This window comes from Micromonospora sp. URMC 106 (genome assembly GCF_051386395.1).
GTDB lineage: Bacteria > Actinomycetota > Actinomycetes > Mycobacteriales > Micromonosporaceae > Micromonospora.
Genome location: NZ_JBPQTP010000097.1, coordinates 1 through 25,212, shown reverse-complemented (window position 1 = coordinate 25,212; position 25,212 = coordinate 1). Strand labels below are relative to the sequence as shown.

The 25,212-nt window shown below is 74.3% G+C and carries 19 protein-coding genes; 10 read left to right on the top strand and 9 right to left on the bottom strand.

The features are described 5' to 3' along the window. Window positions 1-426: 426 nt before the first annotated feature. Entirely contained in the window at window positions 427-2,073 is a 1,647-nt protein-coding gene (gene pgm / locus ACSNOB_RS24700) for a phosphoglucomutase (alpha-D-glucose-1,6-bisphosphate-dependent) (RefSeq protein ID WP_436688813.1), read from the bottom strand. Next, the gene (glgC, locus tag ACSNOB_RS24695; RefSeq protein ID WP_436688811.1) at window positions 2,070-3,302 is read right to left on the bottom strand and encodes a glucose-1-phosphate adenylyltransferase; all 1,233 of its coding nucleotides are present in this window, start codon (window positions 3,300-3,302) and stop codon (window positions 2,070-2,072) included. The genes pgm and glgC overlap by 4 nt, the downstream gene beginning before the upstream one ends. A 71-nt stretch (window positions 3,303-3,373) precedes the next feature. On the opposite strand from glgC, the gene glgA reads away from it, so the two are divergent. The 3 genes from glgA to glgB are packed head-to-tail and all read left to right on the top strand — an operon-like array spanning window position 3,374 to window position 8,807. Beyond that, a complete protein-coding gene (gene glgA / locus ACSNOB_RS24690) occupies window positions 3,374-4,582 on the top strand; it encodes a glycogen synthase (RefSeq protein ID WP_436688809.1) in 1,209 nt (402 codons plus the stop codon). A 38-nt stretch (window positions 4,583-4,620) separates the two neighbouring features. Further along, a complete protein-coding gene (locus ACSNOB_RS24685) occupies window positions 4,621-6,717 on the top strand; it encodes a maltotransferase domain-containing protein (RefSeq protein ID WP_436688807.1) in 2,097 nt (698 codons plus the stop codon). After that, window positions 6,705-8,807, top strand: coding sequence for a 1,4-alpha-glucan branching protein GlgB (gene glgB, locus ACSNOB_RS24680; protein WP_436688805.1), 2,103 nt, complete (start codon window positions 6,705-6,707; stop codon window positions 8,805-8,807). Before ACSNOB_RS24685 ends, glgB begins: the two co-directional genes overlap by 13 nt. 39 nt (window positions 8,808-8,846) lie before the next feature. Here glgB and ACSNOB_RS24675 read toward each other — a convergent pair whose 3' ends face one another. From ACSNOB_RS24675 to ACSNOB_RS24665, 3 genes are all read right to left on the bottom strand, one after another. Next, entirely contained in the window at window positions 8,847-10,700 is a 1,854-nt protein-coding gene (locus tag ACSNOB_RS24675) for a family 10 glycosylhydrolase (protein ID WP_436688815.1), read from the bottom strand. A 245-nt stretch (window positions 10,701-10,945) separates the two neighbouring features. After that, window positions 10,946-11,443, bottom strand: coding sequence for a DinB family protein (locus ACSNOB_RS24670; protein WP_436688803.1), 498 nt, complete (start codon window positions 11,441-11,443; stop codon window positions 10,946-10,948). Between the two features lie 65 nt (window positions 11,444-11,508). Further along, window positions 11,509-12,549, bottom strand: coding sequence for an App1 family protein (locus tag ACSNOB_RS24665; protein ID WP_436688801.1), 1,041 nt, complete (start codon window positions 12,547-12,549; stop codon window positions 11,509-11,511). Window positions 12,550-12,685: 136 nt separating this feature from the next. Between ACSNOB_RS24665 and ACSNOB_RS24660 the strand changes: the two genes are divergently transcribed. The 4 genes from ACSNOB_RS24660 to ACSNOB_RS24645 all read left to right on the top strand — a co-directional run bounded on the left by ACSNOB_RS24660 (window position 12,686) and on the right by ACSNOB_RS24645 (window position 16,996). After that, a complete protein-coding gene (locus ACSNOB_RS24660; RefSeq protein ID WP_436688799.1) occupies window positions 12,686-14,305 on the top strand; it encodes a hypothetical protein in 1,620 nt (539 codons plus the stop codon). 63 nt (window positions 14,306-14,368) lie between these two features. After that, window positions 14,369-15,163 (top strand): peroxide stress protein YaaA, encoded by a 795-nt coding sequence (yaaA, locus tag ACSNOB_RS24655; protein WP_436688798.1) that lies wholly within the window; start codon window positions 14,369-14,371, stop codon window positions 15,161-15,163. Window positions 15,164-15,265: 102 nt separating this feature from the next. Further along, window positions 15,266-15,940, top strand: coding sequence for a hypothetical protein (locus ACSNOB_RS24650; RefSeq protein WP_436688797.1), 675 nt, complete (start codon window positions 15,266-15,268; stop codon window positions 15,938-15,940). A gap of 81 nt (window positions 15,941-16,021) precedes the next feature. Beyond that, window positions 16,022-16,996, top strand: coding sequence for a TAXI family TRAP transporter solute-binding subunit (locus tag ACSNOB_RS24645; RefSeq protein ID WP_436688796.1), 975 nt, complete (start codon window positions 16,022-16,024; stop codon window positions 16,994-16,996). Here the strand turns inward: ACSNOB_RS24645 and ACSNOB_RS24640 are convergent. The 3 genes from ACSNOB_RS24640 to ACSNOB_RS24630 all read right to left on the bottom strand — a co-directional run bounded on the left by ACSNOB_RS24640 (window position 16,946) and on the right by ACSNOB_RS24630 (window position 19,523). Then, window positions 16,946-18,415 (bottom strand): ATP-binding protein, encoded by a 1,470-nt coding sequence (locus tag ACSNOB_RS24640; protein WP_436688795.1) that lies wholly within the window; start codon window positions 18,413-18,415, stop codon window positions 16,946-16,948. The two genes, ACSNOB_RS24645 and ACSNOB_RS24640, sit on opposite strands and share 51 nt — an antisense overlap. A gap of 9 nt (window positions 18,416-18,424) precedes the next feature. Further along, window positions 18,425-19,081 carry a response regulator transcription factor gene (locus ACSNOB_RS24635; protein ID WP_436688794.1) on the bottom strand — a complete coding sequence of 219 codons (657 nt, stop codon included), beginning with the start codon at window positions 19,079-19,081 and terminating at the stop codon, window positions 18,425-18,427. A 130-nt stretch (window positions 19,082-19,211) separates the two neighbouring features. Further along, window positions 19,212-19,523, bottom strand: a complete 312-nt coding sequence (locus tag ACSNOB_RS24630; RefSeq protein WP_393110187.1) for a hypothetical protein — start codon at window positions 19,521-19,523, stop codon at window positions 19,212-19,214. Window positions 19,524-19,622: 99 nt separating this feature from the next. On the opposite strand from ACSNOB_RS24630, the gene ACSNOB_RS24625 reads away from it, so the two are divergent. Together ACSNOB_RS24625 and ACSNOB_RS24620 are read left to right on the top strand one after the other, a co-directional pair. Beyond that, window positions 19,623-19,961 carry a DUF952 domain-containing protein gene (locus ACSNOB_RS24625; RefSeq protein WP_393110189.1) on the top strand — a complete coding sequence of 113 codons (339 nt, stop codon included), beginning with the start codon at window positions 19,623-19,625 and terminating at the stop codon, window positions 19,959-19,961. Window positions 19,962-20,126: 165 nt separating this feature from the next. Next, window positions 20,127-20,672, top strand: a complete 546-nt coding sequence (locus tag ACSNOB_RS24620) for an acyltransferase (RefSeq protein WP_393110191.1) — start codon at window positions 20,127-20,129, stop codon at window positions 20,670-20,672. Between the two features lie 78 nt (window positions 20,673-20,750). Here the strand turns inward: ACSNOB_RS24620 and ACSNOB_RS24615 are convergent, their stop codons facing one another. Continuing rightward, window positions 20,751-22,508 carry a CDP-glycerol glycerophosphotransferase family protein gene (locus tag ACSNOB_RS24615; RefSeq protein ID WP_436688793.1) on the bottom strand — a complete coding sequence of 586 codons (1,758 nt, stop codon included), beginning with the start codon at window positions 22,506-22,508 and terminating at the stop codon, window positions 20,751-20,753. 506 nt (window positions 22,509-23,014) lie between these two features. On the opposite strand from ACSNOB_RS24615, the gene ACSNOB_RS24610 reads away from it, so the two are divergent. Beyond that, the gene (locus ACSNOB_RS24610) at window positions 23,015-25,087 is read left to right on the top strand and encodes a DUF6541 family protein (RefSeq protein WP_436688792.1); all 2,073 of its coding nucleotides are present in this window, start codon (window positions 23,015-23,017) and stop codon (window positions 25,085-25,087) included. Window positions 25,088-25,212: the final 125 nt, after the last annotated feature.

Here is a 25,212-nt window from a genome sequence, read left to right as displayed (position 1 = left end):
GCCCGCCCCTCCGACCGTCCTCCCCACCCGGTCCCGCATGCGCCTGACACGCCACACATCCCGCACGTCCGCTCGCCTGACACGCCGACACATCCAGCATTTCCGCTCGCCTGCCCGGCACGCCCACCTCGTCCTCGACGGCCTTTCGAGCTGATGTCGTCAACGATTCGCGCACCTGTTGGCCGACCGACGCAGCTCGGGTTCCCGGCAGGGCCCCGGAGGCGTCCCTGCCCGAACCGTGGCCTGATGTCGCAAACGACTCAGCTCGAAAGGGCCGGGACGGCCAAGACCGCGGACGGCGAGCGGCAGACAGCCGACGGCAGGCCGCAGACCGCCAGCAGCAGGCGGCGAGCGGCAGACAGCGAGACAGTCCGGGCGAGGCGGGGCGAGACAGTCCGGGCGAGGCGGGCAGACGCGACCAGGGGCTCAGGTGTGCTTGAGCACGTCGGTGACGAGCTCCTTCGCCTCCTGCTGGATCCGGGCCAGGTGCTCGGGGCCCTGGAAGGACTCCGCGTAGACCTTGTAGACGTCCTCCGTGCCCGACGGCCGGGCGGCGAACCAGCCGGACTCCGTGGTGACCTTGAGCCCGCCGATCGGCGCGCCGTTGCCCGGCGCGGCGGTGAGGGTCGCGGTGATGGGCTCGCCGGCCAGCTCGGTGGCGGTCACCTGCTCCGGCGACAGCTTGCCGAGCACGGCCTTCTGCTCCCGGCTCGCCGGCGCGTCGATCCGGGCGTACGCGGGCGCGCCGAAGCGCTCGGCCAGGTCCGCCCAGTGCTGGCTCGGCGTGCGGCCGGTGGTGGCGATGATCTCGGCGGCGAGCAGGCAGAGCAGGATGCCGTCCTTGTCGGTGGTCCAGGTGCCCCCGTCGCGGCGCAGGAACGACGCGCCGGCGCTCTCCTCCCCGCCGAAGCCGACCGCTCCGTCGAGCAGCCCGGGGACGAACCACTTGAAGCCGACCGGCACCTCCAGCAGCGGCCGGCCCAGGTCGGCGGCGACCCGGTCGATCATCGAGGAGGAGACCAGGGTCTTGCCGACCGCGGCGGCCGGACCCCAGTTCGTCCGGGTGCGGAACAGGTGGGCGATCGCCACCGCCAGGTAGTGGTTGGGGTTCATCAGGCCGCCGTCGGGGGTGACGATGCCGTGCCGGTCGGCGTCGGCGTCGTTGCCGGTGGAGACCTGGTAGTCGGCGCGGGCGGCGATCAGCGAGGCCATCGCGTTCGGCGACGAGCAGTCCATCCGGATCTTGCCGTCGCCGTCCAGGGTCATGAACCGCCAGGTGGGGTCGACGGCGGGGTTCACCACCGTCAGGTCCAGCCGGTGCCGCTCGGCGATCTCGCCCCAGTAGGCGACGCTCGCCCCGCCGAGCGGGTCGGCACCGATGCGCACCCCGGCGTCGCGGATCGCGTCCACGTCGATCGCCGCCGGCAGGTCGTCGACATAGCCGGCGAGGAAGTCGTACGACCCGGTGGTGTCGGCGGTCCGGGCGCGCGCGTACGGGATCCGGCGGACCTCCTTGAGCCCGTCGGCCAGCAGGGCGTTGGCCCGGTCCTGGATCCACTTCGTGACGTCGGTGTCCGCCGGCCCGCCGTGGGTGGGGTTGTACTTGAAGCCGCCGTCGTCGGGCGGGTTGTGCGACGGGGTGATCACGATGCCGTCGGCGAGCCCGCTGGTACGCCCCCGGTTGTGGGTCAGGATGGCGTGCGACACCGCCGGGGTGGGCGTGTAGCCGTCCCGGCTGTCCAACAGCACGGTGACCTCGTTGGCGGCGAGCACCTCCAGCGCGTCGACCGCGGCCGGGGCGGAGAGGGCGTGGGTGTCGCGGCCGAGGAAGAGCGGGCCGTCCAGGCCCCGCTCCCGCCGGTAGTCGCAGAGCGCCTGGGTGACCGCGAGGATGTGGTCGGAGTTGAACGCGTTGCGCAGGCTCGACCCGCGGTGCCCGGACGTGCCGAAGGAGACCTGCTGCGCCGGGTCCTGCGGATCCGGGTGCTCGGCGTAGTAGGCGGTCACCAGCCGCGGCACGTCGACCAGGTCGGCGGGCTGGGCGGGCTGACCGGCCCGGGGGTGACTGCTCACGGTTCCACCTTCTGTCCCTTGCCGATCACCACGATGCCGTTGTCGGAGACGGTGTAGCGCTGCCGGTCCTTCTCCAGGTCGACGCCGATCTCGGCGCCCTCGGGCACGATCACGTTCTTGTCCAGGATGGCCCGGCGGACCACCGCGTGCCGGCCGATGTCGACCCCCTCCATCAGCACCGCGCCGTCCACGTGCGCCCAGGAGTGCACCTTCACCTTGGGCGAGACGATCGAGTTCTCCACCAGCGAGCCGGAGATCACCGCGCCGGGCGAGACCATCGAGGCGACCGCGCGGCCGACCCGCTCGCCCCACTGGTGGACGAACTTCGCCGGCGGGTACGGCGGCTGCGCCGTGTAGATCGGCCACTCGAAGTTGTAGAGGTTGAACACGGGGTGCACGTTGATCAGGTCCATGTGGGCGTCGTAGAAGGAGTCGAGCGTCCCCACGTCGCGCCAGTAGCCGCGGTCCCGGTCGGTGCTGCCCGGCACCTCGTTGTCGCGGAAGTCGTAGACGTTCGCCTCGCCCCGCTCCACAAGCATCGGGATGATGCTGCCGCCCATGTCGTGCTTGCTCGTCTTGTCCTCCGCGTCGCGCTCGACCGCCTCGCAGAGCGCCTTCGTGGTGAACACGTAGTTGCCCATCGAGGCGTAGATCTCGTCGGGGGCGTCGGGCAGGCCGACCGCGTCGGTGGGCTTCTCGCGGAACGCCCGGATCCGCCGGCCGTCCTCGCCGACCTCGATGACGCCGAACTGATCGGCCATCGACAGCGGCTGCCGGATGCCGGCCACGGTGACCCCGGCACCGGAGGCGATGTGGTCCTCCACCATCTGCCGGGGGTCCATCCGGTAGATGTGGTCGGCGCCGAAGACGATCACGTAGTCCGGCTGCTCGTCGTTGATCAGGTTGAAGCTCTGGTAGATCGCGTCGGCGGAGCCGGCGAACCACCACGGCCCGCGGCGCTGCTGCGCCGGCACCGGTGTGACGTAGTTGCCGAGCAGCGTCGACATCCGCCACGTCTTGGTGATGTGCCGGTCCAGCGAGTGCGACTTGTACTGGGTCAGCACGACGATCTTCAGATAGCCGGCGTTCGCCAGGTTGGAGAGGACGAAGTCGACCATGCGGTACATCCCGCCGAACGGGACGGCCGGCTTGGCCCGGTCCGTGGTGAGCGGCATGAGGCGCTTGCCCTCTCCGCCGGCCAGGACGATCGCGAGCACCTTGGCAGCCATGTCCAGACGCTAACCATCCGCCGGGCACTTCACCACTCGTACGAGCACACTCCTGCACTAGGGTGCGCAAGATGACGGAATCCGCACACCTTCGCGTCGATCTGCTGACCCGGGAGTACCCGCCGGAGGTCTACGGCGGGGCCGGGGTGCACGTGGAGTACCTGGCCCGGGAGCTGCGCCGGCTCGCCGACGTGCGGGTGCACTGCTTCGGCGCGCCGCGCAGCGAGCCGGGCGTCACCGCGTACGCCGAACCGGCGGGCCTGACCGGCGCGAACGCCGCGCTGCGCACGATGGGCGTGGACCTGGAGATGGCCGCGGGGTGCGCCGGCACCGACGTGGTGCACAGCCACACCTGGTACGCCAACCTGGCCGGGCACACCGCGAAGCTGCTGTACGGGGTGCCGCACGTGGTGACCGCGCACAGCCTGGAGCCGCTGCGGCCGTGGAAGGCCGAGCAGCTCGGCGGCGGCTACGCGCTCTCCTCCTGGTGCGAGCGGACGGCGGTGGAGGCCGCCGACGCGGTCATCGCGGTCAGCGCGGGGATGAGGCGTGACGTGCTCACCGCGTACCCGGCGGTGGACCCGGAGCGGGTCCGGGTGGTCTACAACGGCATCGACACGGCGCAGTACGCCCCGGACCACGACACGGACGTGGTGGACCGGCTCGGCATCGACCCGGCCCGCCCGAGCGTCGTGTACGTGGGGCGGATCACCCGGCAGAAGGGGCTGCCGTACCTGCTGCGGGCGGCGCGCGACCTGCCCGCGGACACCCAGCTGGTGCTGCTGGCCGGCGCGCCGGACACCCCGGAGATCGCCGCCGAGGTGGAGGGCCTGGTGGCCGAGCTGCGGGCCGGCCGCTCGGGCGTCATCTGGGTGGCCGAGATGCTGCCCAAGCACGAGGTGATCCAGGTGCTCACGCACGCGACGGTCTTCGTCTGCCCCTCGGTCTACGAGCCGATGGGCATCGTGAACCTGGAGGCGATGGCCTGCGAGACGGCGGTGGTGGCCACCGCGACCGGCGGCATCCCGGAGGTGGTCGTCGACGGCGAGACGGGGCTGCTGGTGCCGATCGAGCAGGCGTCCGACGGCTCCGGCCGGCCGCTCGACCCGGGCAGGTTCGTCGCCGACCTCGCGGCGCGGATCAACGAGGTGCTGGCCGCCCCGGAGCGCGCCACCGGGTTCGGGCTGGCGGGCCGGCGCCGGGCGGTCGAGCAGTTCTCCTGGGACGCCGTGGCGCAGCGGACGCTGGAGGTGTACCGGTCGGTGGGCGCCGCCGGCTGAGCCGCGCGCGAACTGATCTCGCGCAGTAGGTTGGCGGGGTGACTGGACGGTTTCCGATCGAAGACGTCTCCCCCGTCGTCTCCTGCGGTCGCTACCCGGCCAAGGCGGTGGTCGACGAGCCGGTGCCGGTGTCGGCCCGGGCCTACCGCGAGGGGCACGACGCGCTGGGCTGCAACGTGGTGTGGCTGGGCCCCGACGGGCGGGCCCGGCCGTTCACCCGGATGCGTCCCGGCGAGCCCGGCCAGGACCGCTGGCACGCGGTCATCCGCCCGGACGCGGTCGGCGAGTGGGTCTTCGCCGTCGAGGCGTTCCAGGACCCGTACCTGACCTGGCAGAACGCGGTCACCAAGAAGATCGCCGCCGGGCAGGGGCCGGAGGACCTGGCCAACGACCTGGCCGAGGGCGCGCGGGTGCTGGACGCCGCCGCCGAGCTGGTGCCGGCGGCCGACGTCGACCGGGTGACGGCGGCGGCGCGGGCGCTGCGCGACGAGCGGCTGCCGCTGCCCCGGCGGGTCGCCCCGGCGCTGGAGCTGGCCGGCCTGCTCTGGGACCACCCGGTCCGGGAGCTGGTCACCACGGGCGAGGAGCACCGGCTCTGGGTGGACCGCCCGCGGGCGCTCTTCTCCGCCTGGTACGAGTTCTTCCCCCGCTCGGAGGGGGCGATCCCGGCCACCGTGGACGCGCCGGCCCGCTCCGGCACGTTCGCCACCGCCGCCGAGCGCCTGCCGGGGGTCGCCGCGATGGGTTTCGACGTGCTCTACCTGCCACCGATCCACCCGATCGGCCGGATCAACCGCAAGGGTCGCAACAACTCGTTGACCGCCGGGCCCGACGACGTCGGCTCGCCGTGGGCGATCGGCGCGGCGGAGGGCGGCCACGACGCCATCCATCCCGACCTGGGCACGCCGGAGGACTTCCGGGACTTCGTCGCCGCCGCCGCCGAGCAGGGCCTGGAGGTGGCGATGGACCTGGCGTTGCAGTGCGCGCCGGACCATCCGTGGGTCACCGAGCACCCGGAGTGGTTCACCACCCGGGCCGACGGCAGCATCGCGTACGCGGAGAACCCGCCGAAGAAGTACCAGGACATCTACCCGCTGAACTTCGACAACGACCCGGAGGGCATCCGGGCGGAGATCCTGCGGGTGGTGCTGCACTGGGTGGGCGAGGGCATCCGGATCTTCCGGGTGGACAACCCGCACACCAAGCCGTTCGACTTCTGGCACTGGCTGATCGCGGAGGTGAAGAAGGTCGACCCGGACGTGCTCTTCCTCGCCGAGGCGTTCACCCGGCCGGCGATCATGCACGGGCTGGGCAAGATCGGCTTCACCCAGTCGTACACGTACTTCACGTGGCGCACCTCGGCCGCGGAGATGCGGGCGTACTGCGAGGAACTGGTCGCGGCGGCCGACTACATGCGGCCGAACTTCTGGCCGAACACGCCGGACATCCTGCACTCCTCGCTCCAGCACGGCGGTCCGCCGATGTTCAAGATCCGGGCGGTGCTGGCCGCGCTGCTCTCCCCCTCCTGGGGCATGTACGCCGGCTACGAGCTGTTCGAGCACGTGGCCCGCCCCGGCGCGGAGGAGTACCTCGACAACGAGAAGTACGAGCTGCGCCCCCGGGACTGGGCCGGCGCGCAGGCGCAGGGCCGTTCGCTGGCCCCGTTCATCGCCACCCTCAACCGGGTGCGCCGGGAGAACCCGGCCCTGCACCAGCTCCGCAACCTGCGCTTCCACGACATCGACAACCCGGCGCTGCTCTGCTGGTCCAAGCACGACCCGGACACCGGCAACACGGTCATCGTGGTCTGCTCGTTCGACCCGCAGGGTGTGCAGTGGGGCAACACCACGCTGGACATGCCGGCGCTCGGCTTCGACTGGCACGACCGGTTCACGGTGCACGACGAGCTGACCGGCGCCAGCTACGACTGGGGGCAGCGCAACGCCGTACGCCTCGACCCGTACCTGCAACCGGCGCACGTGCTGACCGTGCGGCGGCCCGCCGCCCCGGCCGGCCCGGCGGTCCCGGCGTCGGCGGCGCCGGACCTGACCGTCGAGAGCGTGCCCGACGACCTCTCGGGCGGCACCGCCCCCACCGCTCCCGCGCAGAAGGACGACGCCCGATGGACAAGCTGATCGCCGGCGCGACGCACGACCCGCACGCCGTCCTCGGCGCGCACCCCGCCGACGGGCGGACGGTGATCCGCACGCTGCGCCGGGGCGCCGCCGACGTCGCCGTCCTGGTCGGCGGCGAGCGGTACCCGATGCGGCGGGCGCACGACGTCGGGGTGTTCGAGGCGACGGTGCCGGGCGAGGTGCTCGACTACCGCATCGAGGTCGACGGCCGGGTGCACGACGACCCCTACCGCTACCCGCCCACCCTCGGCGAGCTGGACCTGCACCTGATCGGCGAGGGCCGGCACGAGCGGCTCTGGGAGGCCCTCGGCGCCCGCGTCTTCGACGAGGGCGTGGCGTTCACGGTCTGGGCGCCGAACGCGCGGGGCGTGCGGGTGGTCGGCGACTTCACCGGCTGGGCGCCCGACGACGGCTGGCCGATGCGCTCGCTCGGCTCCAGCGGGGTGTGGGAGATCTTCGTCCCGGGGGTCCGGGCCGGCGCCCGCTACAAGTACCGGATCCTGGGCGCCGACGGGCACTGGCGGGACAAGGCGGACCCTCTCGCGGCGTACGCCGAGGTGCCGCCGGCCACCGCCTCGGTGGTGCACCACTCCGCGTACGAGTGGGGCGACGCCGCCTGGCTGGAGCGGCGGGCCCGGCGGCAGCCGCACCAGGAGCCGATGAGCGTCTACGAGGTGCACCTGGGCTCCTGGCGTCCGGGGCTGGGCTACCGGGAGCTGGCCGAGGAGCTGACCGAGTACGTCACCGGGCTGGGCTTCACCCACGTGGAGTTCCTGCCCGTGATGGAGCACCCGTTCGGCGGCTCCTGGGGTTACCAGGTCACCGGCTACTTCGCGCCGACGTCGCGCTTCGGCGACCCGGACGACTTCCGGTACCTGGTGGACCGGCTGCACGCCGCCGGGATCGGCGTGATCCTCGACTGGGTGCCGGCGCACTTCCCGAAGGACGAGTGGGCGCTGGCCCGCTTCGACGGCACCGCCCTCTACGAGCACCCCGACCCGCGCCGCGGCGAGCACCCCGACTGGGGCACGTACGTCTTCGACTTCGGCCGCCGGGAGGTGCGCAACTTCCTGGTCGCCAACGCGCTCTACTGGTGCGAGCAGTTCCACGTCGACGGGCTGCGGGTGGACGCGGTCGCCTCGATGCTCTACCTGGACTACTCACGCCAGGAGGGGCAGTGGGCGCCGAACCGGTACGGCGGCCGGGAGAACCTGGAGGCGATCGCGCTCATGCAGGAGGTGAACGCGACGGTCTACAAGCACCACGCCGGGGTGGTGCTGATCGCCGAGGAGTCCACCGCCTGGCCGGGGGTGACCCGCTCCACCGACGCCGGCGGGCTCGGCTTCGGCTTCAAGTGGAACATGGGCTGGATGCACGACACCCTGCTCTACACCTCGAAGGACCCGATCTACCGGCAGCACCACCACCACCAGCTCACGTTCTCCCTGGCGTACGCCTGGAGCGAGAACTACGTGCTGCCGATCAGCCACGACGAGGTGGTGCACGGCAAGGGTTCCCTCGCGGGCAAGATGCCCGGCGACACCTGGCAGCGGCTGGCGAACGTCCGCGCCCTGTTGGCGTACATGTGGGCGCACCCGGGCAAGCAGTTGCTCTTCATGGGCTGCGAGCTGGCCGACGACCGGGAGTGGAGCGAGGAGCGCGGGCTCGACTGGCACCTGCTGCACGACCCGGCCCGCGCCGGCGTGCAGCGCCTCGTCGGCGACCTGAACGCCGTCTACCGGGACACCCCCGCGCTCTGGGCGCAGGACACCGAGCCCGCCGGCTTCCGCTGGATCGCCGGGGACGACGTCGCCAACAACGCCGTCTCGTTCGTCCGGATCGCCCCCGACGGCTCCACCCTGGTCTGCGTGGCGAACTTCTCCGCCCGGCCGCTGCACGACTACCGGATCGGGCTGCCCGCCGGCGGGACCTGGGCGGAGGTGCTGAACACCGACGCGCACCACTACGGCGGTTCGGGGGTGGGCAATCTGGGCGAGGTGCACGCCGAGGCCGTGCCGTGGCACGGGATGCCGGCGTCCGCCGCGCTCCAGGTGCCCCCGCTCGGCGTGCTCTGGCTCCGCCAGGACTGACCGCGCGGTCCGTCCGGGGGTGCCCCCGGCCGGACCGCTTCAGAGCCGGGTGATCCGGACGGCGTCGGCGACGACGTAGCCCGGCGTGCTGGTCCACCGGCTCACCCCGACGACCGGGCGTTCCCCCGCGGCGAGCTGGTAGGTGCCGAGCACCCGCCACTGCCCGCCGCCGGCGCGCTGGTCCACGGTGACGGTGACGTTCCCGTTCGCGGTCGCCACCAGGTACGGCGTGGCGCTGTTGTAGCCGGGGTCGGCCGGGTACCAGACCTCCACCCGGTAACTGCCCGTGGCGGGCAGGGCCGCGCTGAACCAGGCCGGGTCGCTGACCGTCTGCGGGCTGGCGTACCGGTAGTTGGCGCCGTAGCGCGCCGGGGAGTACGACGACGTGCCCCAGGTGGCGGCGGCGGTGAAGCCCCCGGCGGTGGCGTTGTCCACGACCACGCCGAACGTCGCGCCGGCGCCGGTGACCAGCCGCACGTTGCTGGTCGCGCTCTCGTGGTGCAGCCGGTCCAGCGCGGTCACCAGGTACCGGTACGTCGAGCCGGCCGCGGCGGTGGCGTCGGTGAAGGTGCCGGTGCTGCCCGCGGCGCGGACCGTGCCGAGCAGGTGCCGGCCGTCGGCGAGGTCGCAGGGGTCGACGACGGCGCCGTCGCCGGGCAGCCGGTACACGGCGTACGCGGTGGTGCTGCCGGTGGCGCCGCGCTGCCAGCTCAGGGTCACCCCGCCGGTGCCGCGCACGGCGGAGGTCAGGGTCGGCGCGGCGGGCGCGGCGCCGCCCAGCCCGGCGGCGAGGGGCACCAGCGCCGGGCGGCGGTAGTGGTCGGCCACCAGCCGGCTGACCGCGCCGATCCGGTCGGCGCGCACGTCCTTGGCGCTGAACTGGATGTCGCCGACGACGCGGGGGTACGCGCGGTTGACCGTCAGGTGGTCGGTCAGCTCGGCGGGATCCTGCCAGGCCGCGTCCTGCCCCGCCGCGCCCGCGCGGTAGGTGGCCTGCCCGACGAGCAGTTGGACGTCGGTGCCGCTCACCGTCTCGGACCACCAGCGGACCAGTTCCGGGTAGTCGGCCGCGGCGAAGCCGATGTGCCAGTAGAGCTGCGGGGCGATGTAGTCGATCCAGCCCTGGCGCACCCAGCGGCGGGTGTCGGCGTAGATCGCGTCGTACGACTGGAGGCCGGTGGTGCGCGAGCCAAGCGGGTCGGTGCCGGCGTTGCGCCAGATGCCGAACGGGCTGATGCCGAACCTCACCCAGGGCTTCGCCGCGTGGATCCGCGCGCCCATCTCCTGCACCAGCAGGTTGACGTTGTTGCGCCGCCAGTCGGCGACGGTGGCGAAGCCCGCGCCGTACTGGGCGTAGGTGCCCTGGTCGGGGAAGGCGACGCCGCTGACCGGGTACGGGTAGAAGTAGTCGTCCCAGTGCACGCCGTCGATGTCGTAGCGGCGGACGGCGTCCATCATCGCGTCCTGCACGAAGGCGCGGACGGCGGGGATGCCGGGGTTGTAGTAGAGGTGACCGCCGTAGGCGACCGCCCAGCCCGGGTTCCGGCGGGCCGGATGGCCGGCCGCCAGCCTGCTGAGGTCGGTGTGGTTGGCCACCCGGTACGGGTTGAACCAGGCGTGGAACTCCAGGTTCCGGGCGTGCGCCTCGGCCACCATGAAGGCCAGGGGGTCGTAGCCGGGGTCGGCGCCCTGGGTGCCGGTGAGCCACTGCGACCAGGGCTCGTACGTCGACGGCCAGAACGCGTCGGCGGCGGGCCGGATCTGCACGACGACGGCGTTCATCCGCTGCTGCCGGGCCAGGTCGAGCCAGGACCGGTACTCCGCCTGCTGGGTGGCCGGGGTGAGCCCGGGGCGGCTGGGCCAGTCGATGTTCGCCACGCTGGCGATCCACATGGCGCGGAACTGCCGTTTCGGGGTGGCCGGGTCGGTCGCGCAGGCCGCTTGGGCGGCGACCGGCACCGCGTCGGGCACGGTGGGCCGGGAGGCGGGGACGCCCGTGGGGACGGCCGCGCCGAGCGCCAGCGCCGCTACCAGCGCCGCACCGGGTAGGAATCGACCATAGTCTCTACGCACGAAAAGATGTTCAGCGTTGCCACCTCTTTCCGCAAGTATCCTTCACACATTTCACCGTCCGCGCACTATTCGTTGACGAGCTGCTCTCGAAGAATGTCCGCGTGCCCGCAGTGCTGGGCGAGTTCGCGCAGCACGTGCAGGTACACCCACCGCAGCGGAAGCGGACCCCGCCGGTGCCCGTGAAGGATGTCGTCCAGGCCCAGGGAGGACGTCGCGCGGCGGGATGCCTCGCAGGCTTCGCGGTGTGCCTGCCGGACGGTGGCGATCGTGTCGTCGTCATCGAGGATGAACGACTCGTCCGACGTCTCGGGGATGCCGATCTCGGCGCGCGACCGGCCCGTGACGGCTTCGTCGAACCAGACCTTCTCGACGAACGTCGCGTGCTTCACGAGACCCAGCAGCGTGGTCTGGGAGGCCACCAACGACCGACGTGCCTGTTCCTCCGTCAGCCCGTCCAGGCAGCCATTGAGCGCGCCGCGGTGCTCGTCGAGGAACGCCTCGAACTGGGCACGGGCCGGCAGCGCGACGACCTGGTCGGCGAAGGTGGGCGGGAAGGAAGGCATGGGTGAAGCATTCCAGACCGTCGCCCGGAGCAACCGGCGGACCTCGCCCGTCGACGTGAGGGGGATCAGACCAGGCCCGCGTCGCGCAGCAGCTTCCACAGCCCGGCCCCGTCGGGCGCGGAGAGCCACTTCTGCCCCACCGGCCCGGCCGAGGAGCTGCCGGCCGGGGCGGGCAGGCTGCCGGCCAGCACCGACTGGGCGGGCGAGAGGCGGCGGATGGCCACCCCCGCCACGTTCTGCGGGTGGGCGGCGGCGAACTCGCGGTAGATCTCCGGGTCGTGCTGCCCGTCGTCGCCGACCAGCAGCCACTTCACGTCCGGGAACTCCTTGGCCAGCCGGGCCAGGGTGGCCCGCTTGTGTTCCCGGCCGCTGCGGAACCAGCGGTCCGCGGTGGGTCCCCAGTCGGTCAGCAGCAGCGGCCCGGCCGGGTAGAGGTGCCGGGACAGGAACCGGGTCAGCGTCGGCGCGACGTTCCAGGCCCCGGTGGAGAGGTAGAAGACCGGGGCGCCGGGGTGCGCGGTGGCCAGCCGCTCGTAGAGCACCGCCATGCCGGGCACCGCCGCCCGGGCGTGCTCGTCGAGGACGAAGGTGTTCCAGGCGGCGAGCAGCGGGCGGGGCAGCGCGGTGACCATGACCGTGTCGTCGATGTCGGAGAGGATGCCGAAGCGCACCTCCGGGTCGAGGATGCGCACCGGCGCCTCGACCGGCTCCGCGTCGGGCAGGCTGATCCGCACCGAGCACCAGCCGGGCGGCAGGTCCGCCTCGACCACAGTGTCGACGAAGCCGCTGCGGTCGGCGCGCGCCTCGTGGCGCACCCCGCCGGCCTCGATCGTCACCGTCACGTGCTTGGCCGGCAGCGTGGTGAAGCTGCGCCAGCCGCGGACCTTCTCCAGCCGGCCCCGCTGGCGGGTGTCCGGCCGCCCCAGCAGCACCCGGCACATCACCCGCGCCCAACCGGGCGCGCCGTAGCCGGCGTACGCGATGACGTTCGTCCGCCAGCCGGTGCGCCGCAACCGACGCTCGACCAGCGAATGCACGGCGTCCTCGAGCCGCGCGGCCCGGTGCAGGTGGGGTACGGCCAACTGGCCGGCGGGAGTGGGTGGCACGCCAGCAACCCTGCCACAACCCGGCGACCTCGGCCACGCGAGGCGATCTCCGTCGGCGGCCGGCTGGACCGATCCGCCCCGCCCGGCCCCGGCGGCGTGAAACACTCCGGTCGGGACGACGACGGGGGCGTTGGTCGTGTCGCAACCAGTACGCAAGCGTGGGCGGTGGCGCCCGCGGCTCGACCGGCCGGCGCTCGTCGCGCTGCTGTTCGGCCTCGCCGGGGTCGGCTACCGGCTGGTCCTGACGCTGTGCACGGTGCCCGTCTCCAACAGCGACGAGGCCACCTTCGGGCTGGCCGCGCTGCACATCGCCCAGGGCCGCGAGCTGCCCGTCTTCCTCTACGGCCAGCGCTACATGGGAATGCTGGAGTCCTACCTGGCCGCCCCGCTGATCGCGGCGGCCGGGCCGAGCTGGCCGCTGCTGCGCCTGCCGCTGGTGCTGCTCTACGCCCTCTTCCTCTGGCTGATCCACCGGCTGACCCGGCGGATCTGCTCGCCCTGGTTCGCCACGTTCGTCGTCGGGCTGCTGGCGCTGGGCGGGGAGCGCGTGGTCCGCGACCAGTTGACGGTGGTCGGCGGCCGGCCGGAGGTCAAGGCGGCGGTGCTGCTGATGCTGCTGGTCGTGGTGGGGCTCGCCCGGGGGACGGTGCGGCACCGCCGGCTGGCCGCCGGGCTCTTCGGCCTGCTCGCCGGGGTGGCCGCCTGGTCGGACTGGCTGATCCTGCCCTACCTGGCGGCGGCCGCCCTGGCGCTGCTCTGGGTCGCCCGCCGGGAGCTGCTCGGCTGGGCCGGGGCGCTGCTGCTGGCCGGGTTCGCCGTCGGGATCGCACCGATGATCAGGGACAACCTGGTCGCCCCGCCCGGCGAGGACTCACTGTCGGTGTTCCGCGAGATCAGCACGAAGGCCGGGCCGGCGCCGACGTGGCCGCGGCGGCTCGACGGCGGGCTGCTGGAGGGGGTGCCGCTCGCCGCCGGCCTCTGCCCGGTGGACGGCTGCACCCGCGGGCAGGAGTGGTTCGGCCTGCTCTACCCGGTGCTGCTGGCGGTCGCCGCCGCGCTCGCCGTGGTCGCGTACCGCCGCTCCGCCGGCGCCCCGCCCGCCCGGCGGGTCGGCCCGGTGGTGCACCTCGCGCTGGTCGTCGGCGCGGCGTTGACCCTGCTGTCGTACGTGCGCAGCCCGCTGGCCGCCACCAGCCCGCTGGACAACGCCCGGTACCTGTCGGTGCTCCAGCTCTCCCTGCCGGCGGTGCTGTGGCCGCTGTGGCTGGCGGCGGTCGCCTGCTGGCGGGGCACGGTCGGGGCGCTCGGCCGGCTGGCCGGGGCGCTCGCCACCGCCGCGCTCGCCGCGCTGACCGCCACCACGCTGGTGGTCACCGTGCTGTTCGCCGTCTCCGGTGCCGGGGCGTCCCGGGTCGAGGAGCGGCAGGCCCGCGAGCTGGCCGATCGGCTCCGCGCCGACGGCCCCCACGAGGTGTACGGGGACTACTGGACCTGCAACCGGCTGATCTTCAACACGGCCGAGAAGGTGGTGTGCGCGGTGCTCGACGGCGAGCTCACCCCCGGGCAGAACCGCTACCCCGCGTACTGGCGGCAGGTGGGGCGGGCCGACCGGCCGGGGTACGTGCTGGAGGCCGGCTCGGCGGCGGAGCGGCGGCTGCGCGCCCTGCTGGGCGACCGGGCCGACGCCGCGCTGCGCGCCGAGGTCGGCGGGTATCGCGTGTACCACCCGCAGACGCCGGTGCGGCCGTGGCGGTAGGGACGGGCCGTACGCTGGCCGGACCGGCGCGCGGACGCCGTGCCGAGGCGAGGAGTCCACCCGATGCTCATCCTGCTGCCGCCCTCCGAGGGGAAGGCCGACGCCGGCACCGGCCGGCGGTTGGACCCCGCCCGGCTCTCCCTGCCGGAGCTGACCGGCGCGCGGGAGGAGGTGCTGTCCGCCCTGGTGACGCTCAGCGCCGGCGACGAGGAGGCGGCCCGCGAGGCGCTCGGGCTCAGCGAGGGCCAGCGGGGCGAGCTGCGGCGCAACGCCCGGCTGCGGGCGGCGGCCACCGCGCCCGCCGGCCGGCTCTACACGGGGGTGCTCTACGAGGCGCTCGACCTCGCCTCGCTCCCGCCGGCGGCGCAGCGCGCCGCCCGCCGGTCGGTGCTGATCAGCTCGGGCCTCTGGGGCGCGGTCCGCCTCACCGACCGGATCCCGCCCTACCGCTGCCCGATCGGGGCGCGGCTGCCGGGGGTCGGCGCGCTGTCGGCGTACTGGCGGCGGGCCCTCGCGCCGGCGATGGACGCGGTGGCCGGCGCCGGGCCGGTGCTCGACCTGCGCTCCGGCGCGTACGCGGCCACCTGGACGCCCCGGGGCGATGTGGCCGCCCGCACCGTGACGGTCCGGGTGCTGCACGAGCGGGAGGTCGACGGCGCGCCCGTCCGCTCGGTGGTGAGCCACTTCAACAAGGCGACCAAGGGCCGGCTGGTCCGGGACCTGCTGACCGCGGGCGTCCGGCCGCGCTCGGCCGACGGGCTGGTGGCCGCGCTGCGGGACCTGAAGTACACGGTGCTGGAGCAGCCCGGCCCGACCGGCCGGCCACGCCAGGTCGACGTGGTCGTCACCGAGTTGTAGGGCTGCCGCAAGATTTCCTCAAGGCTGCGGCCGATCGGTTTCCTCGTCGGCGTCTTCGGGTCACGGTAGGGGGATCCCCGACGCCGACAAGGAGTGCCTGAGTTGGCTCCCGAACCGATCCTGCTCGACCGGCCACCCCTGCCGTCGACCCCGCCGCCGCTGGACTGGCTGACCCTGGCCGACGCGTTCGAGGCCGCCTGCCTGCTGCGCTGCACGCCCCCGCCGGCGGCGGCCGGCGCCCGCCGCCCGGTGCCGCACCTCCGTCCGGCGGCTGTCGAGTTCAACCGGGAGGAGGCCGCGCAGCGGTTCCGGCAACTGCTCGGCCGCCTCGACGTCCCGATCGAGCACGAGGTGACCGTCGGCGGGCTGCGCCGCCGCTACGAGCTGCACCGCCTGTCCGTGCCGCCGGCGCACCGCCCGGCGTACGCGCGGATGCTGGAGGCCGGCTGGCGGCAGGGCCGGCGCGAGCTGCTGGGCGGACCGTTCCCCGGCGCGTCCACGGCGCGGCGGGTGTGGCGGCCCCGGCTGGCGGCGGCCGCCTGGCGGGCCGCCCTGCTCGCCGGGGGGCGGCACGTCCGCCGGCACATCCTCGGCGTCCGGCTCGCCGATCGGGAGCTGGCCGCCGTCCTGGTGCGCGGGGCCGCCCTGCTGGACGTCCCGGCGCTGCTGCGCCCCGGCACCGGATGCTTCCTGGTCTGCGTCGCCGACGGCCCGGACCGCGAGCGGATCCTGCACAGCGCCGCGCTGGAGGCGGCCAGGGCGACCGAACCGGCCTGACCGCCGGGTGGGGCCCGGCGTCGGGCCCGCGGCCCGGCCCCCGCCGACGGCGGGTTGCGGCGACGGCCCGCGCGGCGCAGAGTGCAGCGCGTGAGTCGAACCCGGTCCCGCCGCGCCCGCCCGTGCCCAGGCCGCCCGGCGGCGCTGCTGTCGCTGCTGCTGCTGGTGACGCTGCCCGGCCTCGCCGCCTGCCGGGACTCCCCCGAGCCGCCGGTGCCGATCCGGATCGCGACCGGCAGCCCGACGGCGGTCTACCACGCCTTCGGCCGCTCGCTGGCCGACATCCTCAACCGGGAGCTGCCGAACGTCCACGCCAGCGTGGTGGTCACCGCCGCCTCGGCGGAGAACGTCCGGCTGGTCGGCTCGGGCGAGGCCGAACTGGGTTTCACCCAGGCCGACGTGCTGCCGGCCGCGCCGGCGGCACACCCGTCCGTGGTCGCGGTCGCCCGCGTCTACGACGACCTGCTGCACCTGGTCACCACCGCCGGCGGCCCGATCCGCACGCTGACCGACCTGCGCGGCCGGCGGGTCTCCGTGGGCGCTCCCGGGTCCGGCACCGAGATCACCGCCTCGCGGTTGCTGGAGGTGGCCCGCCTGGGCGGCGACGGGGTACGCCGGGAGCGGTTGGGCCTCGACGACTCGGTCGCGGCGCTGCGCGCCGGCACGATCGACGCGTTCTTCTTCTCCGGCGGGCTGCCGGTCACCGCGGTGAAGCAGCTCGCCGACGACAGCGCGACCCGGATCATCGACCTCGGCGAGTGGACCGAGCCGCTGCGCGACAGCAACCCCGAGGTCTACGTGTCCCGGGACATCCCGCGCTCGGTGTACGGCACGGACCCGGTCACCACCGTGGCCAACCCGAACTTCCTGATCGTCCGGGGCGACCTGCCGGAGCCGCTGGTCCGGGAGGTGACCCGGCTGCTGATGGAACGCCGGCAGGAGCTGGCCGCGGCGCACCCGGCCGCCGGCCGGATGAGCCCCCGCTCGGCCATCGCCACCGCCCCGCTACCGCTGCACCCCGGCGCCGTCGACTGGTACCGCGCCGCCAAACCCTGACCCGCCCCCGCCGGCGACCGCCCCGGTCGCGTCCGTCGGGTCGAGCGGGTCGGTCGGGGCCGGGAACCAGAGGCCGGCCACCAGGCCGCGCGGCGCGCCCCGGCGCATGGTGAGGCGCCCGTCCGAGGCGTCGACCAGCACGGCGACGATGGTGAGGCCCAGCCCCGCGCCGTCCACGTTCTGCACCTCCGGCGCCCGCCAGAACCGCTCGGTCGCCTGGCCGAGCTGGCTCTCCGTCATGCCGGGGCCGGTGTCCCGGACCTCCAGCGCGATCCCGCCCTCGTGCCGTCGCACGGTCACCGTCACCTTCCCACCGGCGCCGCTGAACTTCACCGCGTTGTCGATCAGCGCGTCCAGGGCCTGGTCGATGGCGGTCGGCACGGTCCGCGCGTACGCCGGGGCGTCCTCCGCCACCAGCCGGAGGGCGACCGACCGGTGCCGGGCGAGCGGCTCCCACGCGGCGACCCGGGACGCGGCCACGGCCGCCGCGTCGACGGTGACCCGCTGGTTCTCCCGCCGCTCGGCGCGGGCCAGGGTGAGCAGCGCGTCCAGCACCAGGGCGAGCCGGTCGGTCTCCTCCAGGGCCAGCCGGTGCTCGGCCCGCCCGTCCGGGTCGGTCAGGCTCGGCCCCAGCTCCTCCACCCGCAGGCGCAGCGCGGTCAGCGGGTTGCGCAGCTGGTGGCTGGCGTGCGCGACGAACGCCCGCTGGCGGTCCATCACGTCGGAGACCGCGTCGGCCATGTGGTTGAAGCTGGCCGCCAGCCGGCGCAGTTCCGGCGGGCCGAGTCTGTGCTGCACCCGGGCGCCGCGGTCCCCCTCGGCGATCTCGTGGGTGACCGCGTCCAGCTCGGTGACCGGGCGCAGCACCCAGCCGGCCAGCCCGAACGCGGTGAGCACACAGGCCAGCACGGCGAGCAGCCCCGTGCCGGCCAGCACCAGCCACCAGACGGTGACGGCGCGCCGGACGTCGTCCGACGGGGTGGCGGTGACCACCGCCCCGAGCACCTCACCGCCGTCGTTGATCGGCACCGCCACCACGATCGGCCGGTCGACCCAGGGCCAGACCGACTCCGGTCCGCTGGCCTGCTGGCCGGAGAGCGCCGTGTCCAGCGCCTCGCGGATCCCCACGGCCGGCCGCCAGTTCTCCGAGGCCGTCACCGTGCGGCGGTCCCGGTCGACCACCGCCGCGCCGATCCCGTACAGGTCGTCGTAGCTGCGCAGCTCGTTGTCGAGCGGGCCGGGGGTGCCGCCGCGCAGCGCCGGGCCGGCCAGCGAGGCGAACCGGGTGGCGTCGGCGAGCCGGTCGGCGCGTACCCGGTCGGTCTCCCGGGTGGCCAGGGTGGCCGCGAGCGGGGTCTCCAGCGCGATCAGCACCAGCACCATCAGCAGCAGGTAGCTGATCACCAGTCGACGTCGCACGGCCCCGCCTCACTCGCCGCGCAGCCGGTAGCCGACCCCGCGGACGGTCTCCACCAGGCGGGGGTCGCCCAGCTTGCCGCGCAGCGACCCGACGTGCACCTCGACGGTGTGCCCGTCGCCCCACGTGGTGCCCCAGACGTCGAGCAGGATCCGCTCGCGGGGCACCGCCACCCCGGGCTGCCGGGCCAGTGAGAGCAGGACGTCGAACTCCTTGCGGGTCAGCGCCACCGGCCGGTCGGCCACGGCGACCGTCCGCGCGGCCACGTCGATGCGTACCGGGCCGGCCTCGATCAGGTTGCGCTCGGGCAGCGCGTGCGCCGCGCGGCGCAGCACCGCCTCGATGCGCGCCTGGAGCTCGGTCATGGAGAACGGCTTGACCACGTAGTCGTCCGCGCCCAGCCGCAGGCCGAGCACCCGGTCCCGCTCCTCGCCCCGGGCGGTCACCGCGATGATGCCGAGCTGGCTGCTGCGCCGGCGCAGCTCCCGGCACAGGTCGGTGCCGTCCCCGTCGGGCAGGGTCAGGTCGAGCAGCACCAGGTCGCAGGGGGCGGCGGAGAGGGCGGCGGCGACGGTCGCGGCGTGCTCCACCTCGTACCCCCGGCGGGTGAGGGCGGCGGAGAGCGCGGCGGCCACCCGACGGTCGTCCTCGACCAGCAGGATCCGCACCCGGGGCCCCCAATCCGTCGATCTGTCGACCCGAATGGTGGCAGAAGGCGGCGGAGAGCGGGAGGGTAGGCCCCGCGTCGGCCGCCGCCCGGGCCGTGCCGGCCCCGCCGGGAGCGACGGCGGGCCGGGGTCAGAGCCCGAAGACCTCGTCGGCGGTGGCGTCCCGGACCCCGTCGACGAAGCCCCGGAAACCCGGGTCGTGGTGGCTGGCCGGCACGCTGGTGACGTTCTCGCCGGTGGCCTGGGTGACCGCGTCGACCAGCGGCGGGTAGTCGGTCTCGGCGTCGCCGAGGGTGTCGTCGTCGGCCTGGCCCAGGTTGATCACGTGCTGCACGTCCTCGGTCGGGGTGTCCGGGTCGCCGGCCCACTCGCCGCCCGCGCGGTAGCACTCGTCGTACAGCGCCCGCTGGCTGTCGGTCCAGTCGTCGTCGTAGCTCTCCATCGCCCACCCCTCCGCGGCTCCACCCGAGCATGCCGGCCGGCGGGGCGCCGGCGCGGCCGTACCGCGGAAAACCGGGCCGGTCGTGCGTAGGCTGCCGGGGTGATCTACAAGCTGCTGCCGACCGTCGAGTGGGACGACGCCCTGGCCGCGGGGCACTTCGCCGGCACCGCCATGGACGCGCAGTCCGGCTTCATCCACCTCTCCGGGCCGGACCAGGTGGTCGAGACCGCGCGGCGGGTCTTCGCCGGCGCCACCGGGCTGACCATGCTCACCGTCGACCCGGCCCGGCTGGGCGACGCGCTGCGCTGGGAGCCCTCGCGCGGCGGCGCGCTCTTCCCCCACCTCTACGGGCCGCTGCCGGTGCCGGCGGTGGTGGCCGCCGACGCGCTGCCGGCGGACGTGCCGGTCGCCGACGCGGTGGCGGCGTTGCTGCGCTGAGCGGGTCGTTATGCTACGGCGAGTCCGCGCGCCCCGACCTGACTTCCCGTGCCCGGGGCCGGCGCGGCAGCCCGGATCCGCGCGGGCGGCCGCCGCTTGCGGCGTACGCCGAACGCGGGTCACCGACGGCGCCCGGCGCGCCCTGCGACCCATGCGAGTTGAAGGATGACTGACAGCAGTTCCCCGTCCCCCTCCGTCTTCGTCCACCCGACGGCCGACGTCGAGGAGGGTGCCCGGGTCGGCGACGGCACCAAGGTCTGGCACCTGGCCCACATCCGGTCCACCGCCCAGGTGGGCGCCGGCTGCGTCATCGGCCGCAACGTGTACGTCGACGCCGGCGTCACGGTCGGCGACCTGGTCAAGATCCAGAACAACGTCTCCGTCTACCAGGGCGTGACCCTGGAGGACGAGGTGTTCGTCGGGCCGTGCGCGGTCTTCACCAACGACTTCCGCCCCCGCGCGCAGAACCCGGACTGGAAGATCACCCCGACCGTGGTCCGCCGGGGCGCGTCGATCGGCGCGAACGCGACGCTGGTCTGCGGCATCGAGGTGGGCGAGTACGCGATGATCGCGGCGGGTTCCGTGGTCACCAGGGACGTGGCGCCGTACCAGCTCGTGGCGGGCAACCCGGCGCGGCCGAAGGGCTGGGTCGACGAGCGGGGCGAGGTCGTCTCCCGCGACGTGGACAACCCGCCGCGGCGGCAGGGCTGATCCCGCAGGGATTCCCCGACGACGAACGGCGGTGGACGGGCGCTCCCGTCCACCGCCGTCGCGGGTGTGCGTCGCCGCTCAGCGGCAGAGCCGGGAGATCTCCTCCCGGAACCGCTCCATCGGGTTCGCCTCGGCCGGGCCGAGCAGGTAGGTCTTCAGCTCCCGCCGGGCCTCGGTCATCGGGTCGTCGCCGGCCCGGGTCACCGACACGATCTTCTCCAGCTCCCCGCAGTCGCGGGAGAGCAGGTACGCGGCCCGCGACGTCGGGTAGTCCCGGCGGAACTCGTCCTCGGGCAGGCCGCCCGGGTTGGCCACCACGTACGGCCGCTGGCTCTGCACGAAGTCCGAGACCACACTGGACACGTCGCTGATCAGCAGGTCGGTCTGGTTGAAGCAGTCGAACAGCGCGGGCGTCCGGCCGGTCACCACGAGGTGCCGGGTGCCGTCCAGGGAGGCCGCGTCCGGGTCGCCGCCGGCGGCGCGGATCCGCTCCACGATCCGCTCGTGCACCGCCTTGGCCTCCTTGGCGCGGGAGCCGGTCAGCGGGTGCGGCTTGTAGATGAGCCGGACCGCGGGCGTGGTGGCCAGCAGTCCCTTGACGATCCGCTCGCCCATCAGCACCAGCGAGGTGTGGTACGGGTCGTCGTCCAGCCACCCCTCCCAGGTCGGGGCGTAGAGCACCGTGAACGGCCGGTCGACCGACTCGGCGCCGAACGTGTGCACCCCGGCGAGCTGCGGCCGTCCGATCTCGACGATGTCGGAGTCGAGCACGCCCACCCCGGCGCGGGCGTACCGCTCCCGCCCGGCGAGACCGGCGACCCACACCTCGTCGTACACCTTGCTGTAGGGGTTGACGCTGGCCTGCTTGTCGCTGTCGCCGTGCCCCACGAAGACGTGCTTCATGCCGGGCTCGCGGAGCATGTGGATGTTCGCGCCGACGTTCGCGGCGTAGAGCGCGGCGCGCACGCTGCCCAGTTCGAGGTTCATGAAGTCCACGCCGGCCGGCACGCAGATCACCGGCAGCCGGGTGTCGGCCAGCTCGAAGAACGCCTCCCGGCTGCGCATCAGCACCACCGCGCGCTGGTCGAGCGCCTCGGTCGGGGCGAGCCACATGTTGGCCTGGTAGACGTCCTTGGCCGGGCCCGCGAAGTAGAGGGCCACCTGCGGCCGGTAGCTGTCCAGCCAGCGCTGCACCGCCGGCAGCAGCGGGCTCTGGCCCATGCCCCGGCCGCGCAGCCAGGTCAGCGCGATGATCGCGCCGACCAGCGCGGCGGCGAGCACGGCCACCGCGCCCGCGCCGAGCACCGGCGCGGCGCTGTCGAGCACCGCCGCGAACACGGCAGCCGGCGCCAGCACCACGTTGACCAGGGCCAGCCGGTCGCCGGCGAGCCAGGCCGCCCAGTCCGGCGGGCGGGGCGCGGCGCGCATCGGGCCGAGTTCGATGTTGCGCACCAGCGCCGACTGGGGGTTGCGCCGGTCGATCATCGTGGCGAGCGCGCCGGCGAAGACCGAGATCAGCCAGACCGTCGACGGCAGCACCAGGATCAGGCCGAGTTCCGTCGCGTCGGGCCGGACCTCGGCCACCACCAGCAGCACGACCGCGAGGTCGCGGGCGAGCTGGCGGTAGTCGCCCCGCAGGCCGACCTTCTCCAGCAGTGTGTGGGTGGCGGGCGACCAGCGGGCGAGCGCGTACTCGCCGGCGAGCGCGGCGAGCCCGGCGACGGCGAAGACGCCGACCCAACCGAAGGCGCCGGCGGCGAGCATGACGAGGTAGGCCAGCAGCAGCAGCGCGCCGCGGGCGGCGACTCCCGCCGGTCCCATCAACTTGCCGAACAAGGACTAGCTCCCTACGAGATCGACGACTGGCTCACCGACCGTCACTGGCGCCGTGACGGCAGGGGTCCCCCGCTCAGGCGACCGTCGGCGCGCCGGGACGCCACCGGCACACCCGCCGGGCCGCGACGGGACGGAGGTCGCGGTCGAACCGCCTGTCCACCCATCGTCGTCGACCAGCGACGGCGCCGGCGTCCGCGGCCACCCGCCACCACGCCGGTCAGACCTTAACGCGAAGGAACGCGCCGGTATCGCTCGGGTACCGCCACACCGGGACGATTTGCTCCCTCCCGGCCCCGGCTGCCTTCAGGCCGGGATGATCCACCGCAAAAGCGACGCGGGTGACGGCGGGCGGAGAACCGCGGGTTTGCCGAGGCAGCGCGCCCGGCGTCCGTTCCTATACTGGTCCGGCCGCTCGCCGTCCGGGTGGCCGCACGGGCGGCCACGTCACGGCTCCACCACCAGCCGTCGCGGGGGAACCGCGTGTTCCGTTGGAAAGGATCCACGGATTGACCACCCTCATCGCGCTCGCCGTCGCCGTCGTGCCCGGCGCGCTGCTCGGATTCGCCCTGCCCCCGGGCCGCTACCGGTGGGCGGCTTGGGCCGCCGCCCCGGCGCTGACCCTGGGCCTGGTCACCCTCGCCATGACATGGCTGCCGCAACTCGGCCTGCCGGACGGTCCGCTGGCGGTGCTCGCCGCCGAGGTGCTGCTCGCCGGCCTCGCGGTGCTCGCCTCCCGGCTGGTGACCCGCGGCCTGGTCGAGCCGGACGCCGACAGCCGGGACGCCGACGGCCGGCCGGCCGACGCGCCGGCCGACGCCGGGTGGCGGGCCCGGCTCACCCGGCTGCGACTGCCGGCGGTACGCCCCGGCCGCGCCGACGTCATCGGGATCGCGATCCCCGCCGCGATCAGCGTCGCCTTCGGCTGGCTGATGCTGGGCCGGCTCGTCGCCCCGCCCGGCTGGGACGCCATGAACCACGGCTTCCTCACCCGGCGGATCATGGACACCGACAGCGTGCTGATCTCCTCGGCCTGCACCAGCGGCTCGACCGAACCGGCGCTGTCCTGCTCCTTCTACCCGCTCGCGGCGAACGTCTCCTGGGCCCAGGCGGCGGAGCTCTCGGGCGGGCGGATCAGCACGGTGCTGAGCGCCTGGTCGATCCTCGTCGGGCCGCTCGCGCTGGTGGCGGCCGTCTACGCCTGCGTCCGGGCCCTCGGCGGCAGGCCGGTGGTGGCCGCCAGCGCCGCCGCCGCGCCGGCCGTGCTCGGCCCGATGTGGATGTCGGTGATCACGGGTCGGATCACCGAGCAGACCGCGCCCTGCATGGCCGGGGCGATAGCGCTGCTGATCGCGCTCGCCGCGCGCGGCGCCCACCCCGTCCGGCTGGGCCTCCTCGCCGGCCTGTGCGGCGCCGGGATCGTCATGACGCACACCTACGACGTGCTGTTCATCGCGGTCCTGGCGATCGGCATGCTGCTGGCCGTACGCGGCCGGTGGGTGCTGCGCCGGGTCGCCGCGGCGGCCGGCGCGATGGTGCTGGCGGGGCTGGTGCCGCTGCTCCCCCTGCTCGGGGTGCTGGCCGGCGCCAACGGCGAGCGGCTGTCGAACCCGCCCGCCCTGCTCGGCAAGTACGGCGAGTCGTTCGAGTACTGGGTCACCGACCCGCAGCGCTACGTGCTGTTCGCCTATCCGGGGGTCGGCGGCGCGGACTTCCAGCTCAACGAGCCGACGATCCAGGTCGGCCTCTGGCTCGTCATCCCGTGCCTGCTGCTCTCCCCGCTCTGCCTGGTGCTGCCCCGGCTGCGCTGGGCCCGGCCGTGGTTCGCGGCCGGGGTGGTCTGGACCGCGATCGGGGTGTGGACCACCGCGTCCGACTCGGCCGCCGCGATGACGCTGTCGAGCCTCTGGTACGGCGTCCGGGAGCGGGTCCGCTCGATGATCTTCCCCGTGTACGGGGTGCTGGCGGTGGCCGGTGCGGTGGTGCTGGGGCTGGCCGTCGGGTGGCTGCTGACCCGCGTCGCCGCGAAGGCCGGGTCGCTGCGCGGCTCGGAGGCGCCGGCGGCGGTCGCCGCGGGGGTCCTGGTGGTGGTGCTGCTCGGCCTCGCCGCCGTGCCGGCGAGCTGGCAGCCGCTGCGCGGCGCGCTCAAGGGCCGGGCACCGGTGGGCGCGTCCTACGAGAAGGCGTACAGGTGGCTGGCGGAGAACAACCGGCCCGGCGCCACCGTCGCCTACGACCGGCACCACGAGTTCATCACCTGGGCCTACGCCGACTACGAGGTGCCGCTGCTGTTCGGCATCCCGCCGTTGCCCGGCCTGCCGGCGGAGAACTACGACCGGCGGTGGGACGCGTGGAACTGGCTGGTGGACAACGCCGACGCCCGGCCCGCGGGGTGTGAGGTGCGCCGGTTCAACATCTCGTACGTGGTGGTCGGGACGCGGAACATGCCCGGCGCCTGGGACAAGCACTACGAACGCAAGCGGCTGGAGTCCAGCGACAAGCTGGAGCTGGCCCACAAGATCGGCCGGATCAGCATCTACCGGGTCACCGAGGCCGGCCGCAGCTGCGCCACCGGGGGCTGAGCGCGACGGGCCGGGGCACGCCGTGCCCCGGCCCCCCTCGGGCGCGGACGGCCCGGCCGGTGAGCCCGGCGCGTACCGGGGCCGGGTCCACGACGACGAAAGGGGCGGGGCGACCGTGGTCGCCC

What these genes read in the sequence shown, in the direction of transcription:
- ACSNOB_RS24620 (WP_393110191.1), top strand. Translation starts at nt 20,127, where the DNA reads ATGACTGACAGCAGTTCCCCGTCCCCCTCCGTCTTCGTCCACCCGACG.
- ACSNOB_RS24675 (WP_436688815.1), bottom strand. Translation starts at nt 10,700, where the DNA reads ATGTGGATCGCCAGCGTGGCGAACATCGACTGGCCCAGCCGCCCCGGG.
- glgB (WP_436688805.1), top strand. Translation starts at nt 6,705, where the DNA reads ATGGACAAGCTGATCGCCGGCGCGACGCACGACCCGCACGCCGTCCTC.
- ACSNOB_RS24670 (WP_436688803.1), bottom strand. Translation starts at nt 11,443, where the DNA reads ATGCCTTCCTTCCCGCCCACCTTCGCCGACCAGGTCGTCGCGCTGCCG.
- yaaA (WP_436688798.1), top strand. Translation starts at nt 14,369, where the DNA reads ATGCTCATCCTGCTGCCGCCCTCCGAGGGGAAGGCCGACGCCGGCACC.
- glgA (WP_436688809.1), top strand. Translation starts at nt 3,374, where the DNA reads ATGACGGAATCCGCACACCTTCGCGTCGATCTGCTGACCCGGGAGTAC.
- ACSNOB_RS24630 (WP_393110187.1), bottom strand. Translation starts at nt 19,523, where the DNA reads ATGGAGAGCTACGACGACGACTGGACCGACAGCCAGCGGGCGCTGTAC.
- glgC (WP_436688811.1), bottom strand. Translation starts at nt 3,302, where the DNA reads ATGGCTGCCAAGGTGCTCGCGATCGTCCTGGCCGGCGGAGAGGGCAAG.